This window comes from Spirulina sp. CCNP1310 (assembly GCF_034932185.1).
Taxonomy (GTDB): Bacteria; Cyanobacteriota; Cyanobacteriia; order Cyanobacteriales; family Spirulinaceae; genus Spirulina.
Genome location: NZ_JAYGHW010000077.1, coordinates 1 through 16,194 on the forward strand (window position 1 = coordinate 1; position 16,194 = coordinate 16,194).

The 16,194-nt window shown below is 53.3% G+C and carries 15 protein-coding genes; 8 read left to right on the forward strand and 7 right to left on the reverse strand.

Annotated elements, in window-relative coordinates; genetic code table 11:
* The first annotated feature begins 251 nt into the window (after positions 1-251).
* From VB712_RS13695 to VB712_RS13710, 4 genes are all read left to right on the forward strand, one after another.
* Entirely contained in the window at positions 252-1,688 is a 1,437-nt protein-coding gene (locus VB712_RS13695; RefSeq protein ID WP_323255628.1) for a dihydrolipoyl dehydrogenase family protein, read from the forward strand.
* A 74-nt stretch (positions 1,689-1,762) separates the two neighbouring features.
* Positions 1,763-2,488, forward strand: coding sequence for a peptidoglycan-binding domain-containing protein (locus VB712_RS13700; protein ID WP_323255630.1), 726 nt, complete (start codon positions 1,763-1,765; stop codon positions 2,486-2,488).
* Positions 2,489-2,491: 3 nt separating this feature from the next.
* On the forward strand, positions 2,492-2,806 hold the full coding sequence (locus VB712_RS13705; protein ID WP_323255632.1) for a DUF1330 domain-containing protein: 315 nt from the start codon (positions 2,492-2,494) through the stop codon (positions 2,804-2,806).
* A gap of 61 nt (positions 2,807-2,867) precedes the next feature.
* Positions 2,868-4,685: a mechanosensitive ion channel family protein gene (locus tag VB712_RS13710; protein WP_323255634.1), complete on the forward strand. Its 1,818-nt coding sequence runs from the start codon at positions 2,868-2,870 to the stop codon at positions 4,683-4,685.
* Positions 4,686-4,966: 281 nt separating this feature from the next.
* Here VB712_RS13710 and VB712_RS13715 read toward each other — a convergent pair whose 3' ends face one another.
* Positions 4,967-5,971: a phosphoribulokinase gene (locus VB712_RS13715; RefSeq protein WP_323255636.1), complete on the reverse strand. Its 1,005-nt coding sequence runs from the start codon at positions 5,969-5,971 to the stop codon at positions 4,967-4,969.
* A 611-nt stretch (positions 5,972-6,582) separates the two neighbouring features.
* Here VB712_RS13715 and petH point away from each other — a divergent pair.
* On the forward strand, positions 6,583-7,788 hold the full coding sequence (gene petH, locus VB712_RS13720; RefSeq protein ID WP_323255637.1) for a ferredoxin--NADP reductase: 1,206 nt from the start codon (positions 6,583-6,585) through the stop codon (positions 7,786-7,788).
* A 330-nt stretch (positions 7,789-8,118) separates the two neighbouring features.
* On the opposite strand, the gene VB712_RS13725 is transcribed toward petH, so the two are convergent.
* The gene (locus VB712_RS13725; protein WP_323255639.1) at positions 8,119-9,708 is read right to left on the reverse strand and encodes a hypothetical protein; all 1,590 of its coding nucleotides are present in this window, start codon (positions 9,706-9,708) and stop codon (positions 8,119-8,121) included.
* A gap of 135 nt (positions 9,709-9,843) precedes the next feature.
* Between VB712_RS13725 and VB712_RS13730 the strand changes: the two genes are divergently transcribed.
* Positions 9,844-10,392 (forward strand): hypothetical protein, encoded by a 549-nt coding sequence (locus tag VB712_RS13730; protein WP_323255641.1) that lies wholly within the window; start codon positions 9,844-9,846, stop codon positions 10,390-10,392.
* Positions 10,393-10,567: 175 nt separating this feature from the next.
* Entirely contained in the window at positions 10,568-11,428 is an 861-nt protein-coding gene (locus VB712_RS13735; protein WP_323255643.1) for a universal stress protein, read from the forward strand.
* Here the strand turns inward: VB712_RS13735 and cobM are convergent.
* Entirely contained in the window at positions 11,425-12,204 is a 780-nt protein-coding gene (gene cobM, locus VB712_RS13740; protein ID WP_323255645.1) for a precorrin-4 C(11)-methyltransferase, read from the reverse strand. The genes VB712_RS13735 and cobM overlap by 4 nt on opposite strands.
* A gap of 186 nt (positions 12,205-12,390) precedes the next feature.
* The gene (locus VB712_RS13745) at positions 12,391-12,603 is read right to left on the reverse strand and encodes a hypothetical protein (RefSeq protein WP_323255647.1); all 213 of its coding nucleotides are present in this window, start codon (positions 12,601-12,603) and stop codon (positions 12,391-12,393) included.
* A 239-nt stretch (positions 12,604-12,842) separates the two neighbouring features.
* Here VB712_RS13745 and VB712_RS13750 point away from each other — a divergent pair, with 239 nt between their 5' ends.
* Positions 12,843-13,757 (forward strand): aldose epimerase, encoded by a 915-nt coding sequence (locus tag VB712_RS13750; RefSeq protein ID WP_323255649.1) that lies wholly within the window; start codon positions 12,843-12,845, stop codon positions 13,755-13,757.
* A 166-nt stretch (positions 13,758-13,923) separates the two neighbouring features.
* Here the strand turns inward: VB712_RS13750 and VB712_RS13755 are convergent, their stop codons facing one another.
* The 3 genes from VB712_RS13755 to pth all read right to left on the reverse strand — a co-directional run bounded on the left by VB712_RS13755 (position 13,924) and on the right by pth (position 15,985).
* Positions 13,924-14,637 carry a pentapeptide repeat-containing protein gene (locus VB712_RS13755; protein ID WP_323255651.1) on the reverse strand — a complete coding sequence of 238 codons (714 nt, stop codon included), beginning with the start codon at positions 14,635-14,637 and terminating at the stop codon, positions 13,924-13,926.
* Positions 14,638-14,881: 244 nt separating this feature from the next.
* Complete coding sequence (locus VB712_RS13760) at positions 14,882-15,322, reverse strand: hypothetical protein (RefSeq protein WP_323255653.1); 441 nt, start codon at positions 15,320-15,322, stop codon at positions 14,882-14,884.
* Positions 15,323-15,397: 75 nt separating this feature from the next.
* Positions 15,398-15,985, reverse strand: a complete 588-nt coding sequence (pth, locus tag VB712_RS13765; RefSeq protein WP_323255655.1) for an aminoacyl-tRNA hydrolase — start codon at positions 15,983-15,985, stop codon at positions 15,398-15,400.
* Positions 15,986-16,194: the final 209 nt, after the last annotated feature.

The window sequence follows — 16,194 nt, forward strand, 5'->3', positions numbered from 1 at the left end:
AACTTTTGCGCTGGACGCAAGCAACGCTTCAGGAGAATCGACCTCTACTTTGGCTGGAGTCATCCTGTCTGAGCAAGTTGGCTCGTTGAGTGAAGAATCCCCGTCGCTTTAGCGCGGGGAGTGTCAACACAATATCCGCAGAGAAGGAGTCTTGTGGTGAATCCAGTACAGCGACAGTCGCTTTCAGCCCCCTTTCATTTTATCCCGGTTTAATCACCGTTAAGCTTAAAGCTAAAGATCAGGAGGGTAAGATGGCGGTAGATTACGATGTGGTGATTATTGGCGGCGGTTCGGGGGGGTTGGTGGTGGCCAGTGCGGCGGCGCAACTCAAGGCCAAGGTGGCTTTGGTGGAAAAAGCAAAGTTAGGGGGGGATTGTCTTTGGTATGGCTGTGTTCCCAGTAAATCCCTGATCCATGCGGGAAAAATTGCCCATGAGGTGCGTAACAGTTCCCGCTTTGGCATTTATACTGAACTGCCCCAGATTAAGTTCCGCGAGGCCATGGGCCATGTGCAACAGGTGATTCAGACTATTGAACCCCATGATTCCCCCGAACGATTTCGGGGTTTGGGGGTAGAGGTGATTTTTGGCGATGGTGCGTTTCAGGATCGCCATACTTTTGTGGTGAATGGGCGAAAACTGACGGCCCGGGCCTTTGTGATTGCCACTGGCTCCCGTCCCGCCATTCCCGCCATTCCCGGTTTAGAGGAAGTGGGCTATCTCACCAATGAGCAGGTTTTTAGTCTTGAAGATTGTCCCCCCTCCCTCGCGGTGATTGGGGCGGGGCCCATTGGTTGCGAATTGGGGCAAGCGTTGCATCGCTTGGGGGCAGAGGTGACGATTTTAGCCAGTGGCGATCGCCTTCTCCCCAAGGAAGATCCCACCGCTGCCGCCGTGGTAGAAGCCCAATTAATCCAAGATGGGCTTCGTATTCTCCACAATGCCAGGGCCGAAAGCGTCAGCCTCCGAGAGGGGAAAAAACAGATCCGGGCCGGTGGGGAAACCATTACCGTAGATCAAATTCTGGTTTCCGCTGGTCGTCGCCCCAATGTTGAGGGCTTAAATCTTGAAGCCGCTGGTGTGGCCTATAGTCCCCAAGGTTTACAGGTGGATTCTGCCCTGCGCACCACGAACCCCCGGATCTATGGCTGTGGCGATGTGATTGGCGGTTATCAGTTTACCCATGTGGCGGGGTATGAGGCGGTGTATGTGTTGACCAATGCCCTGTTTTCCCCCGTGAAAAAATTCTTTCCCAGCCGCATTGATTATCGGGTGATTCCCTGGGCCACGTTTACGGATCCGGAGTTGGCGCGGGTGGGCTTAACGGAGCAGCAGGCCCGCGATCGCCATGGTGACGATCTCGCCATCCTAGAACAGCCCTTTGCGGGGGTAGACCGCGCCCAAGCGGAGGGGGCCACGGCGGGGTTTGCGAAAATCATTACCCGCAAAAATGGCGAAATTTTAGGGGCGCATTTGGTGGGCCCCCATGCCGGGGAATTAATCCATGAAGTTGTTCTAGCCATGGCCAATAACCTGCCGGTGGGTAAGCTCACCGGCATTCACATTTACCCCACCCTCTCGGAGGTGAATAGCAAAGCGGCGTTATTGCTCAAAAAACAAACCTATGGTCAACAGCAGGGCTTACAAAATTTTCTCGCTCAGTTTTTCGCATTCCTGCGCCGCTTTTAAGGGCGATCGCTTGCCAAGGGGGAGGGGATGGGGTACAACGTGGCCTGTAGATATCCTCAACATTGATCCGCATCATGGTTAACGTTTCTGGCCGGAGTTTGACCCTTGGGGTGATGGGGGCGATCGCTGCTAGCCTCCTCTGGGGTGTGGCCGTCCCCCTGCTGCCGATGAGCCTCAACCCCATCGCCGAAGCGCAGGCCCAAGGGATTTTGAAAAAGGGCGATCGCGGTGAAGCAGTCGAGCGGCTTCAGCGGCAGCTTCAACAAGTGGGCGTGTTTAATGGCCCGATCACCGGGTTTTATGGTGATCAAACGGAAACCGCCGTCCGTCAATTTCAGCGATCACGGGGACTGAATCCCGATGGCGTGGCGGGGCAACGGACTTTAAACCTATTAGCGGAGGTGATTGCGGCCCGTAGCCGTCAACCCCAGTTTCAAACCTTTGGAGAGGGTTCCCAAGGCGATCGCGTTGCCCAACTCCAACTGCGTCTCCAACTCTTGGATTATCTCACCAATGCCCCTACCCGCAATTTTGACCGAGCTACGAAAGCGGCCTTAATCCAGTTCCAGCGCGATCGCGGCATCAATGCCGATGGCGTGGTGGGGCAACAAACTTGGACGGTAATCCACAGTGCCATTTCCACCGCCCAAATTCGCAATATGCAGGAAAGGCTCCGGGTGGCTGGGTTTTATCGCGGTTCAATTAACGGTCAGTTAGATGCCGCTACCCAACAGGCGATCGAATCAGCCCGGCGAATCTATCGGGTGAGTGCGGCGGCGGTGTTACGGGGGAGCTATTAAACCTTGACTTCACCGGCGTTTTTGTTGATTCATGCCCAAATTACCCATCCGGCCCAATTTGCGGCCTATGCCCAGGCAGTGCAGCCCTTGGTGCAGCAGTTTGGGGGGCAATATCGTGTTTTAGGGGGAGAACAAATCACCCTCGAAGGGGAAACGGCGGCGGGGTGGCGGGTGGTGATTTCGGAATGGCCGTCACGGTCGGCGGCTTTGGCCTTTTGGCATTCTCCCGATTATGCGGCGATTCGGCCCCTACGGGATGGGGCCGCCGTGGTGCGGGTACAATTACTGGATGGGCAGGCTCTCCTCCCGCTCCAGTAATTGTGCCGGAATTTCCGAGCCAGGCCCAAGCGGGAGAGTAACAGCATCAAGGTTAGGAAAGATGGTGAGAGCCGGATTCAAGTTTTTAGCGATCCTGTTGGTGACGATGATGATCGTGGTGGGGGCAGAGATGCCTACCCCTGCCCAAATTACCGGCCTGGATTTTTCCATTGAAGAGGTGAGCGGTAGCCCCAATATTCCAACGGTAAAGTTAGGCACGTTGGAAATTGCCCCGGTGTTTCTCGATGGGTATCCCGTCCTGACCGTGGCGACGGAAACCCTTGGCCCCAATGCCCAGCGCACGGGGGAGGCGGCGTTACGTTCTGATCAAATTAGCCGCCGCTTACAGCAGGTGTTGGCCAGTATGAGCAGTTATGGCCGGGAGGAGTTGGCGGATGTGAGCGATCGCCAGGCCAAAGCGGACGTATTAGCAACTCAATTGGTATTGGCATCGGAGCCGGTGAATGAAGCCACGACGGTGATCAAGGCCACATTTCCCGAAAACACCACCCCTCAGGTGATTTTCACGATCACCGAGGCCGATGCCCTCTATTCCCGCCAATCTCTCACGGAACTCTCCCAATGGCTCACCGACCGTATCCATGGCATTTTGCTTGAAGCCTGGCAGCGACGGCAACCGGCGGTCATTCTTCAGGCGGCTTTGTGGGCCTTACTTTTCCTGTTGCTGACGATTTTCACCAGCGCGGGCCTCGCCCTGTGGCAAAAGCGACTGCGGGCCCAACGGCAAATCCTCCGCCAACCGGATCCGGATTATCGCCCCTCCCAACATCCCCAAATCGCTGAAGATCAGGAATTGCCCAGCGCCCTCGAACTGTTTAAGCTTCAGTTGAATAAGTTCACCTCCCAACAGGACTACAATATCAATGCTTTTTTGCGCCAAACGGTATTTTGGGCGCAAATTTTGCTCTGGGTGTTGAGTGTGGGTCTGTTGAGTCGTTCCTTCTATTTCACCCGCCCCTTTGCCAATTGGCTGTTGGGGGTCTGGCCGGGGGAATGGCTCCGGAGTTTTGGCCAGTATGGGATTTTGGGGACACCGTTACTCCTGCTTTTGCTGTTTTTAGGCGTGAGTTTGTTAGATCGCTCGGCGACGTTGATGATTGATCAAGTGGCGCGGCAATGGTTGGAGGCCCAAACGGAGGCGATCGCCTCCTCCCAACGGTTTTCCCTGCGGGTTCCCACCCTCGTTGCCGCCGCCAAGGGGGTAAGTGCCGTGGTCTGTTATTCCGTATTCATCCTCATTGCCCTCAATCAATTTCGGGCCATCAGTACACCCCTCACCGCATTTTTAGGGATTATTACCTTTGCCATCTCCCTCGGCGCACAGAATTTCATCAAAGATGTGATTAACGGCACGCTGATTCTTTTAGAGGATCAATATGCCGTGGGGGATGTGGTGGGCATCAATAATCAGGTCAATGGTTTGGTGGAATATGTCAATCTCCGCATTACCCAACTGCGCAATATGGATGGGGAACTGATTACCATTCCCAACGGCACAATTACGTTGGTGCGCAATATGACCAGTGGTTGGTCTCAGGCGAAGCTGGTGATCACCGTGAACCCAGACACGGATTTTGAACAGGCCATGGCTGTGATGGAAAAGGTGGCAGAAGAACTCTACAACGACCCCCAATGGTGTGAGCAGATGCTAGAGCCGGCCAAAATGTTGGGGGTTGAACAACTCGATGCCAACGGCTGCCAGTTGATCCTTCTGCTCAAAACCCAACCGATGCGTCAATGGGATGTAGCGCGGGAATACCGCCGCCGCCTTAAGCGGGCCTTTGAACAGGAGGCGATCGCCATCGGCATCCCCCGCCAACACCTCTTCATTGATTACCAGCCCACCGCAAAGCCTTAAACCCAAACAAAAACCCCCTTTTTTAAGGGGGTCAAATTCCAAAACCCCCCTTTTTAAGGGGGGCCGGGGGGATCTTACTCCGTTTAAATCTTGAGGGATCCCCCCGGCTACGCCGACCCCCTTTTTAAGGGGGTCAAATTCCAAAACCCCCCTTTTTAAGGGGGGCAGGGGGGATCTTACTCCGTTTAAATCTTGAGGGATCCCCCCGGCTACGCCGACCCCCTTTTTAAGGGGGTCAAATTCCAAAACCCCCCTTTTTAAGGGGGGCAGGGGGGATCTTCCTAAACCTTCGCCGCTACTTTGCTTTCCGTACCACGGGTTAACCGCTCATAGGAATCGCGCATTTTCAGACCCACCAACACTTGGAACAGGCCCGTGCCATTTTCAGAACCGGGATAGTCCTTATGCTTGAGCACCAACTCCGTCATCTCCCCGTAATAGCGGGTGGAAGTATTGCTCAGGTGGCTTTCGATGTAGATCATCTCTTCGAGATTATCAAACTGGCCATCTACTTCTAGGATCGAAACCTCATGGCCCATGTAAGCATCGGGGCCATAATAAAGCTTGATGCCGGGGTAGTTACAGGTCAGTTTCCGACCACAGGGCCGCCAATCAATGGTAGACCCTTCATCAAACAGGTAAACCGGATCGAAGTTTTCCACCCCTTCTTTTTGGATCAGGCGTACCCGCAGGTATTTCCCTTCTTTATCCTCAATCAGTTGGGTGGGTAACACTTGGATCACCACATCCGCAAATTCTTTTTGGGGTTCAATGTAGGCAGAAAAGTCTGGTTTCCGAGCATTGATCGAAGCTAAAACATCCTCGTAGGTGTGGCCCCGTTCCGCCATATCCCGCTGGATCTTCCAACGAATTTTTACTTCATCGTCGATGTCGAGATAAACACTGAAGTCGATCAGTCCCCGTACCCGCTCATCGTAGAGGGGATGCAGGCCCTCAATCACGATTACCTTGTTGGGGTTGATGCGTTCCGGGGGATCCAGTTCCCCGGTTTCGTGGTTGTAGATCGGCTTGTCGATCGGACTTCCCGCCTTTAATGCCTTGATTTGCTCATACATGAGATCAAAGTTATTGGCTTTGGGATCCAGAGCGGTGACTCCAGCCTCTTTTCTGCCTTTGCGATCCAGACTGTGATAGTCATCTAGACAAATCACCGTCATGAATTCTTCACCAAACAAGTCCGTGAGGCGGCGGAGAAATGTGGATTTTCCGCACCCTGAGTCACCAGCAACTCCAATAAGAACAACACGGTCTGACTGCGCGATCATACCTTTCCTCTTTACAAAACAGATTTCTAAAAAGTCCTTTAGGCAAGCCTAAAACTGACTATACGGAATTGGGTGGGTTCCGTGGGTTGACACTCATCGCCTTGCAAGAAGCCCTTCACCGAATTGCGACAGTGGAACACGATCATCGGGGAAGACAGCAACTCTGCCGAGTATAAGTATTCAATACCAGCAATGTACGCCCGATTGTATCAGAACGGGGAAATCCCTACAAGACAGCGACCGCTCGAACCACTGACTGCCCAGTCTCTATGCTAAGGCCGGGGGGGCATTTTTGCGAAAGAAAACTTAAAAAAAGATGTTTCTGCTACAGTCCACCCTGGGAGCTTTTGCCTACACTGAGGGCGCGATCGCCTTTGGGTCTCCTCCCTTGCATCGCCTTAGCTGTCCATCCCCAAAAAATCAAGCTTCTCCCTTTAGCCCCATCCGTAGCGTCCCGCACAATGATAGGCTGAATAACGGTGCAAAAGCTCCTTTTCAAGCTCACACCTGCGGTGAGTGGGGACTTGCTCCCCGCACTGTGGTGAAGACGACGGTGCTTTTTTGCAGCATTAAATCATGCAATTTTTGAAGTTTTTGGAGATAGGCAGCGTATGTACGGACAAAGTTCTGCTTTGGCTCAGAATACTGAGTCTGGGAGTCGGATGTTTATTTATGAGGTTGTCGGTTTGCGCCAGAGCAATCAGACGGATAGGCTGAACTACTCCCTCCGTCGTAGCGGCAGCGTCTTCATCACGGTGGCCTATGACCGCATGAATGAAGAAATGCAGCGCATTTTGCGACTGGGAGGCAAAATTGTCAGTATTAAGCCGGTCAACGGTGAACCGCCTGCTCCGGTTGTTTTGTCCGCTCCGACAGCCTCAGCCCCTGCCCCTGAAGCTGCGAGTGATGCCATGATTGTTCATCCTAAATCCACAGATACCAAGGTTCCCGTTAACCTCTATAAGCCGAAAGAACCCTATATTGGCAAATGCCTGGAAAACTATGAGCTAGTCCGTGAAGGGGGTAGTGGGACGGTGCGCCATGTCACCTTCGATCTTTCCGGGGGTGATCTTCACTATTTGGAAGGGCAAAGTATTGGCATCATCCCCCCCGGTGAGGATGAGAGCGGCAAACCCCATAAGTTGCGCCTCTATTCCATTGCTTCTACCCGTCATGGCGATCGCGAAGACAACAAAACCGTTTCCCTCTGTGTCCGCCAACTGGAATACCAGCACCCCGAAACCGGCGAAACCGTCTATGGCGTTTGCTCTACCCATCTTTGTAATTTACCCGTTGGCTCTGATGTAGCCATTACTGGCCCGGTGGGGAAAGAAATGCTCTTGCCCCCCGATGAAGATGCCACGGTGGTGATGTTGGCAACAGGAACCGGGATTGCCCCCTTCCGGGCGTTCCTCTGGCGGATGTTTAAGGAAAAGCATGAAGATTACCAATTCAAAGGTCTAGCCTGGTTAATCTTTGGCATTCCCTACAGTGCCAACATTCTCTACCAAGAAGAGTTGGAAAAAATGGCGGCGGAATTCCCCGATAACTTCCGCCTCACCTATGCCATCAGCCGCGAGCAGCAAACGGCGGAGGGGAGCAAGATGTACGTTCAAAGCCGAGTCGCTGAATACGCGGATGAATTGTTTGAAATGATTCAAAAGCCAAAAACCCATGTGTATATGTGTGGTTTAAAAGGGATGGAGCCTCCCATTTCCGAAACCTTCACCCAAGAAGCGGAAAAACGCGGGATGCACTGGGATGATCTGCGTAAACAAATGAAGAAAGAACACCGCTGGCACGTTGAAGTGTACTAGGGGATGATCCCCCCCTGCCCCCCTTAAAAAGGGGGGTTTTGATTTAACCCCCTTTTTAAGGGGGTCGGCGTAGCCGGGGGGATTTTTTCTCGTTACCCAAGAATCCCCGTCGCTTTAGCGCGGGGAGTGTCAATTTTCTCGTTACTTGGCTCTGCCAAGTAACGTTCTTTTGGAGGCTCTGCCTCCACCGGGCGGCAGAGCCGCCGAATAGCCATGCCATGGCAGAGCCATGGCACGAGAGGTATTTTGGTGATCCCCCCTGCCCCCCTTAAAAAGGGGGGTTTTGATTTAACCCCCTTTTTAAGGGGGTCGGCGTAGCCGGGGGGATCTTCAGCCTTCACTGGTGGGCTGGGGGGTTTTTGTTTTGAGCAGTTGCATCAGGGGAGAGAGATCAATGGAACCGTAGTAAATGCTGCTGGCAAGTTGGTAGTTTTCGAGGACTTTGATCAGCCAATTGCTCTCTTTTTGAGGGGTATCTTGATAGTGCAAAAATAGATAACTGAGGCGTTTTTCTAATTCCGGTAATAGGGGAGGACAAAGGAGGGTGAGCTTGATCAACATGCCAATGGTGATGCTGGCTCCGAGATTGGCGACGGCTTCAATGAAGAGGTAATGTTCTGGATTGGCATCGTTTTCGATCATCAACAGGCTGAGGAGTTTGGTGGCGGTGCGCAGGCTAAGGGCTTCATCGGGGCGGCGGTGGTTGTAGTGGGGCAAAATCCCTTGTAGATGAACTTTGAGTTGCATACTCAAGGGATAGGTGCTGTTGGTGGGGAGGGAGGTGATCAGGTATTGATGGAGTTGGGCTTTAAAATCGGCGTAGGAGGAGAAGCGGCGGAAATCGGTGCGGAGACGTTGGGCGAGTTCTTGACGGGTTTCGCGGCCGGGGCGTTTGTCCCAAAAATGACGGAGGGCGGCGGCCAATTCGCGATCGCCTAACAAGGTCGGGTTTTTTTCCCGCCGAATAATCCGCCCCGCCCCTTGACTGAGTTGTCTTGCTCTAGCCAACTGGGCTAAACGGGCTTGGTAGGTGACAAAACGATTGAGGCGCAATTCATAATGTTCCTCTGCCCGCTGGGAAAGGGATTGGACAATCTGCTGCTGTTCGTAGTCAATGTCATTGGTGAGCAGCAGATTTTTATAGAGGAAGGGATAGCGATAGATTAAATTCCCCAAAGGGTGATCTGGATGGGGATGGATGGGGTGGGCAATTTTCCCGAAACGACTCAGAATTTTGTACTGCTCAGTGGTGAGGAATTCATGCATTAATTCCCGGAGGCGACGGACAACCCGGGCTTGTTTAAAGCCGGATCCGGGGAGATGCTCAAAAGAGGTGAGCAGTTGGGCAATGTAGGGGTGGTTTTCTGCCTGTGGATACCAAGCATGGATGAGGAGGAGGCAGCAATGGAGGAGGATTTGGGGAAATTGGGCGGGGGCATCTTTGGCGAGGACGACTTTTTCCAAGATGCCCTGGAGCCGCATATCTTGGATATTATGGGTGTCGATGAACAGATGTTGAAACTGATTGAGGGCGATCGCCGGGCTGCTGGTGGCCACCCATTGCCGACAATACCCATAGAGTTCAGCGGTGGCTTGCTCAATGCCCATCATCGGCTGAGGCGATGGCGGGGGGGAGGGGGAAGGATTGGTTTCTACCGGGCTGACATCCTTGACGGGAAGGTTGAGCAGGTTGGTGAGTTGTTGGGTTTTGAACAGAGTGCGGATCCGTTGATAGCCATGACTCCCCCCTTGAAAGGTAAAGGCAGGGCGATCGCCCTCTTCCATCTCAAACGCTTTTAACTTCAAACCAGCGTCATTGGCCAAATGCTGAACAGCTTGCACCAACTCCTGTTGTTGCCCGCTACTTAACTCTAGCCCTGGCAGCAAGAGCAATTTCCATTGCATGATCGTGCTTTTCATGACCCCCGGTGCATCCCTGATCGCTCTAACTAGATGAACGCCATCCTAGCAATTTCACGGAGCAATCGCGCAGTTTCAGCACCAGAGCAGCAAAAGTTCTAGACTTGTATTTGATTCTTCCCTTCCTCCTGCCCCATGGCCTCAGAGTTTCCCCTTACCTGTAAAGTCCCTGAAGCATGGCTGATGGCCCTGGATGACTATGCCCAGGCCCATGGCTTAACCCGGAACGACACATTGAAAATGGCGATCGCCCAATTCCTCAACATGGAAAACCCCTACAACTGTCTCCAGCACCTCGAAGACCTCGATCAAAACGTCGCTAAACTCAGCAAACAAATTCAATCCCTCCACAAACGCCTCAAAACCCTCGAAACCCAACCCGAACCCATCACCCCCGAAATCCTCACCCCCTACCCCCAACCCCGCCTCAGCTTTGCCCCGCCCCCCATCGCCACCCTCGAAGGAGAAGTCATCCCCTCCAACTCCCCCTCCGAGCGACTCAAGGAGCCAGAACGCCGGTTTGGAGCAATCCGCCTTGATGAACTCTGCCGGATTACGGGCCTCAACCTCGGTGAAATTCAAGCAAAAGCGGTGACGGTTGGCCTCTCTATTTATGAGGCGATCGAAATCGAAACCGGCTGGCAATACGACTCCCAAACCGCCACCTTTGCCCCACCCCTATAACCCCCACTCCCCCTTCCGACTCCCTACTTCCCATCCCCCATTCCCTCCGCAATAGTTCTAAATATTTCAGTTACATATCGTTAAGTTTTCGTGATAAAAATCGACCTATGCTAAATGATGGGGGGCTGATCATTGTCAAGCAGCCCTCAACTGATTGCAGAGGAAAGTTTTAATAATGATCAAACTTCAAAAAATTCTATTAGCGGATTCCGGTACAGGCAACCCCAAAGAACTGTTTCAATCTTTGCAAGACTTGCCAGCGATGACAGGAGCCAACGTGACGATTCTGCACGTTGTGCCTCCCCAAGCCTCGGAAAGCGAGATGCAAAACAAGCTGATCGCTGGGGATGAGATTCTAGCCGAAGCCGTCCAAACCCTCAACCTTGACCCCCAAAACGTCACCACCCTCAAACGCCAAGGGGAACCGAAGGATACGGTGTGTAAAGTGGCGGATGAAATTGATGCGGATCTGATCATTATGGGGTCACGGGGCTTAAAACGCCTCGAATCCATTCTCGAAAACTCCGTCAGTCAATATGTTTTTCAACTGGCGAATCGCCCGATGCTGTTGGTGCGGGATGATATCTATGTTCGCAAGATTAAGCGGGTGATGGTGGCCTTGGATAAATCGGAAAAGTCGCAATTTAGCCTCGATGTGGCCTTGAGTTTGCTCAATGGTGCGTCCGGGGTGGAGTTGATCCTCGCTCGCGTCAACCCCGATATGGATCCGCAATTTGCCCCCACCAGTCCGGCGGAGATCGAAAGTAACACCGTGATGGCGGCGGCTCTGCCGAAGGTGAAGCGGATGAATGTCAAATATCGCGCTGTGGTGACGGGCGGGAAACCGGGGGTACAACTTTGTAAGTTAGTGGATGAGTACAACGTGGATCTGCTGATCCTTGGTTCTCCCGATCGCCGTCCTTCCGTGGCCAAAGCTCTACCGGATCTTGATCGCCTCCTGGGGACTTCTCTCTCGGATTATGTGCGGATCAATGCCAATTGCCCGGTGTTGCTGACCCGCCAACCGGAGGATTAACCGCCAGGGCGGAAGAGGTGACGGTGGTCGGGGTGATAGAGGCGCGATCGCGCCTCCCCCGCAGCTAGGGCTGGACTGATGAGATACATCGTCGTGCGGATCAGGTTTTCCCGTTGGGAAGTAGCCGCCATTTCCCCCAAGGGGACAACCCAGATCCGCTCATCGGGCCAACCAATGCGAAAACAAATCGCTACGGGGGTTTCAGGGGGGTAATGCTCCAGGAGTTCCCCCTGAGCCTTTTCTACATGACGGGCCGCAAGATAGAGGCATAAACTGGCTTGATGGGCGGCGAGCGATCGCAACTCCTCCTGAGGGGGAACAGCGGAAGCCTCCCCACTCACACGGGTGAGAATAATCGTCTGCACCAAACCCGGGATCGTCAGTTCCGTCCCCAACTTAGCGGCGGCGGCTTGGAACGTACTAATCCCCGGAATCAGTTCAAAGGGGATATTTTCAGCGGCTAACTGCAACATTTGCTCATGGATCGCACTATACAGGGTGAGATCCCCCGAATGGAGCCGGACGACCACCTTACCCGCCCGGACGCGATCGCACATCAACGGCACCACCTCCTCTAAAGTTTGATGGCCCGTAGCAATCAACTCCGCATCCGGGCGCACATCCCGCAACATTTGCCGGGGAACGAGGGAGTTCGCATAGAGAATCACATCAGCAGCGGTGAGGATGCGATGGGCTTTGAGGGTGAGCAATTCGGGATCCCCTGGGCCCGCACCAATGATATAGACAGCGGGAGCAAGGGGCGTAAAAACAGCCATGGGTCTTGAGGGGTTGGAACAATCCGGATCAACAGGTCAGAATCAGAAATGTGCTGGGGTAGATGCACCCTAGTCCGGCTCTAGAGTTTAACATTCTAGAGCTTTCTTTCTGCCCTCAAACGACAAAAGACGTTCCGGTGAACGTCTCTTGTCGTGATAAATGCACGTTAAACAGGTGGGATCAAGTCAGGCAATGGCCGCCAAATGGGTCATCACCGACCAAGTTCCCGGGCCTTCCCGTTGTACCTTGCCCCCTTCAATGGCCTGGCTCAAGGATTGGAGAGCTTGGACATCGGTCGGTAGACAAGAATGATGGGCGAGAAGTTGTAAAATCAACCCCTCCGAGGCCACACTGATACACCCTGTTTCAAACGCAGACTTGACCAGTGAGTGAATCATAGGACAAGCACCCTGAATATGGTTTGCTAAGTTCAGGATAGAAGCAATTGATCACCCTAGCATTGATATCCCTAAAAGCTTGTCGTGATTGTGATCACAAATCTGAAAAATTTGTCAAGAATTCCCCATCAGGGGCGAAATCATGGCAGGCTGAGAGAGCGATTTTTTCGATTTTCTGTAAAGTATCGCTAGTTTAACGCGAGCGAGTTTTCTGTTCATTGTGGGCAAAGGGGGCGTGTATGGTTTATGCAATTTCACTCAAACAGGATGAATATCCGACCTATATTCTGACGGATGAATCTTCCCAATCCCGTTTGGAGGTAGTTCCAGAACGGGGAGGGATTATCACCAGTTGGCGAATTCAGGGGCAAAACCTGCTCTATTTTGATCAAGAACGTTTCGCCGACCCCAGCCTCAGCATCCGGGGCGGGATCCCCATCCTGTTTCCCATTTGTGGGAATTTGCCCAATAATCTCTACGTCCATCAGGGCAAATCCTACACCCTTAAACAGCATGGTTTTGCACGGGATCTCCCCTGGGAGGTGCGCGATGGCGCAGATCGCCCCACCCTCGACGGCGTTGGCCTCGTCTTGGGCCTACGCAGCAACGAAAAAACCCGCGAGCAATACCCCTTTGATTTTGAACTGGAATTTACCTATCTCCTCAAAGGCAACAGTCTCCAGATTCACCAGCAATTCACCAACCATTCCCAAGAGGCAATGCCCTTTGCCACCGGGCTACATCCCTACTTCCTCGTCAAAGATAAACACCAACTGAGCTTTGACATCCCCGCCCAACAACAACAGGATCACATCACCCAAACCATCGGAGCCTTTCCCGGCAGCTTTGACTTTAATGCGCCGGAGGTCGATGTAGCGCTGTATCCTGTCCAGCGCTCCAGCGCCAGCCTCAGCAATCCCCGCCAAAATCTTAAAATCACCCTCACCTATAGTGAACCCTATTCTACCCTTGTGGTTTGGGCCGTCGAGGGGAAAGATTACTGTTGCTTAGAACCCTGGACAGCCCCCCGCAATGCCCTCAACAGCAAGGACAAATTAACCTATTTAGCCGCTGGAGAAACCTGTCACGCTCAGGTAGAATTCACCGTCAGCTATCTCAAGGGGGGCGCAACGGCGGAACCGGCAAAGGCTTAGGCTACAGGCGGCAGAGCCGCCAAAGGCCCGCGCCACGGCAGAGCCATGGCACGAAAAACCCCCTCCTTTTTAAGGGGTGTTGAATCGGAAAGTATGGCCGCAATTGATGAGCAGAGCCATGGCACGAAAAATCCCCCCTTTTTAAGGGGGCAGGGGGGGATCCCGACTAACTCACCACCAATTGCCCGTCCGTGGTTAAACCGATCGCCCCATCTAATTTGGTGTTGTCCAATTGTGTCCCGATCAAGTTTGCGCCGATCAAGTATGTGCCAATCAACAGAGCGCTCGTCATGTTGGTATTGAGGAGGTTGGCATTGGAGAGGTTGGCATCGGTGAGGTTGGCCCCAACTAAGTTGGCATCACTGAGATCCGCCCGTACCAGTTTCGCCTCACTGAGATCCGTACTCAGTAATTTAGCCGCCACTAAGTTAGCGGTGCTGAGGTTCGCTCCTCCGAGATCCGCACTGCTCAAATTCGCGCTATTGAGCTTGGCTCCAATCAAATTTGCCCCCACCAACTTCACCGCCCGCAAACTGGCTTCACTGAGAACCGCATTCACTAACATGGCAAAGGTCAAATCCGTACCGCTCAGGTTGGTGCCGTTGAGGTTGGCATCAAAGAGGTTGATCCCCTTGGCATCTGCACCGCGAATATTGGCACGGGTGAGATCCGCCTTGACCAAGTTGGCATAGCTTAAGTCTGCACCACTGAGGTTTGCCCCACTCAGGTTCGCCCCACTCAGGTTTGTGCAGTAGAGGCTTGCGCCACTGAGGTCAGCACCACTGAGGTCAAAATTGCTCAAATTGGCGTGGCTGAGATCGCCACCTTGACATTTTTTTGTCTCTAGGAGTCTTTCGATGTCTCGGGTGTTGTCAACCATAGGATGTGATGGGGTGGGGTAATTCACAGAGAATTCTATCAGTCCTCGCTCAGACTTGCCAGTAAATCCCGACTTTCGGCGCAAAAGCGGCCAAAAAAGAGCCAGGGGGGGTTGGCCCTGGCCTTAAACGGGGATTAGGTAGTGCCTCGGTAGTAATGACTGATGACAGTGAAAGCCTGATGAGTCAAGGGGTTCAGCAGAGCATCATTACCAAGTTTGAGGAGTATCGGGGATTAAAGGACAATTAGAAGCTATCTAAGATGGCCTGAAACGCGCCTTTAATGCTCTCGGTGACTTGATCATTGGGTGCGCCTTGGGTGGCTAACCGCATGGCCCGCACAAAGGCCATTACACCGCTGGGGGCATTGCCTTGGGCGGCAATATTTTCAAATTCTGTGAGCATTGTTTCGGTGATCATGCCAGTGACGGCGGGGGAGAGGGTAAATTCTTCGCCTCGGATCGTTTGTTGTAAACCCTCGCTGAAGATTTTGATCAGCGTGCTGGTGGTTTCGGGGTTGAGGTTTTGGGTGGGCAGGGCATCGAGGGAAAATTCGGTGGTTTCCACGGGAATACTCTCGGTTTCGGCGGGAAGGACGGGGATGGGGATTTCTTCGCTGTGGGCGGGGAGGGGGGCGATCGCCATCACCAACAGGCTACAGAGGAGGGGGGCGGCTAAGTCACGCATGGGGGCAACAATGGGGGGTGAGGTTTGTGGCCCTATGATAGGCGATCGCCTCCTTTTGTTCCCCCCTTAACCGGCTTAAAGTTCCACCTGTCGGGGGTTGTAGAGGCTCATCGCTTTTTCGACCCCTTGCTTGAGGGCGAGGGTAATGGCATCAACGCCGAGATCTAAAACTTCATGAATTACCCGCTGTTCAGCGGGGGCAAATTTCCCCAACACATGGGAGATCGTGGCATCATCGCCTTTATCAATGCCCAACCGGAGGCGGGGGAAGTCTTGGGTTCCTAAATGGGCGATCGCCGACTTCATGCCGTTATGCCCCCCCGCCGACCCCGAAAGCCGCAACCGCAACCGCCCCACGGGTAAATCCAGATCATCATAAACGACTAAAACCGAGGTAGGAGTCAACTTATACCAATCCAATACCGCCCGCATCGCCTCCCCGGAGCGGTTCATATAGGTGGTGGGCTTGAGGAGGATAATTTTTTCCCCCGTAGGGCCGCGGCCTTCAGCAACAATCCCCTTAAAACGGCGTTGCTCCTGCCAAGGACATTGCCAACGGTGGGCAAGGCGATCCACACAGTCAAAGCCGATATTATGGCGGGTGCGATCGTATTTCGGGCCGGGATTCCCCAGGCCGACAATGAGCGAAATGGGTGCGGTCATGGTGGCAAAATTCAAGGGTTACGAAAATAGTGCGGGAGTCTTAGAGCAACGTTGCTGTCTTCGCGGGGATGAAAGACGACACGGCGACTTTAGTCGCCGTCCTTGCAGGGCGGCTTATATTGTGCGCTAGGATATAGACATGATTGTACTAGAGTTTAAAGCCTACGGAAAGCCCCAGCAATTCAGCGCCATAGACGAGGCGGTGAGAA

Excerpts from the sequence above, each read along its gene's own strand:
- VB712_RS13760 (WP_323255653.1), bottom strand. The coding sequence starts at position 15,322 with ATGCGTGACTTAGCCGCCCCCCTCCTCTGTAGCCTGTTGGTGATGGCG.
- VB712_RS13710 (WP_323255634.1), top strand. The coding sequence starts at position 2,868 with ATGGTGAGAGCCGGATTCAAGTTTTTAGCGATCCTGTTGGTGACGATG.
- cobM (WP_323255645.1), bottom strand. The coding sequence starts at position 12,204 with ATGGCTGTTTTTACGCCCCTTGCTCCCGCTGTCTATATCATTGGTGCG.
- VB712_RS13700 (WP_323255630.1), top strand. The coding sequence starts at position 1,763 with ATGGTTAACGTTTCTGGCCGGAGTTTGACCCTTGGGGTGATGGGGGCG.
- VB712_RS13730 (WP_323255641.1), top strand. The coding sequence starts at position 9,844 with ATGGCCTCAGAGTTTCCCCTTACCTGTAAAGTCCCTGAAGCATGGCTG.
- VB712_RS13750 (WP_323255649.1), top strand. The coding sequence starts at position 12,843 with ATGGTTTATGCAATTTCACTCAAACAGGATGAATATCCGACCTATATT.
- VB712_RS13755 (WP_323255651.1), bottom strand. The coding sequence starts at position 14,637 with ATGGTTGACAACACCCGAGACATCGAAAGACTCCTAGAGACAAAAAAA.
- pth (WP_323255655.1), bottom strand. The coding sequence starts at position 15,985 with ATGACCGCACCCATTTCGCTCATTGTCGGCCTGGGGAATCCCGGCCCG.
- VB712_RS13695 (WP_323255628.1), top strand. The coding sequence starts at position 252 with ATGGCGGTAGATTACGATGTGGTGATTATTGGCGGCGGTTCGGGGGGG.
- VB712_RS13735 (WP_323255643.1), top strand. The coding sequence starts at position 10,568 with ATGATCAAACTTCAAAAAATTCTATTAGCGGATTCCGGTACAGGCAAC.
- VB712_RS13745 (WP_323255647.1), bottom strand. The coding sequence starts at position 12,603 with ATGATTCACTCACTGGTCAAGTCTGCGTTTGAAACAGGGTGTATCAGT.
- VB712_RS13725 (WP_323255639.1), bottom strand. The coding sequence starts at position 9,708 with ATGAAAAGCACGATCATGCAATGGAAATTGCTCTTGCTGCCAGGGCTA.
- VB712_RS13715 (WP_323255636.1), bottom strand. The coding sequence starts at position 5,971 with ATGATCGCGCAGTCAGACCGTGTTGTTCTTATTGGAGTTGCTGGTGAC.
- petH (WP_323255637.1), top strand. The coding sequence starts at position 6,583 with ATGTACGGACAAAGTTCTGCTTTGGCTCAGAATACTGAGTCTGGGAGT.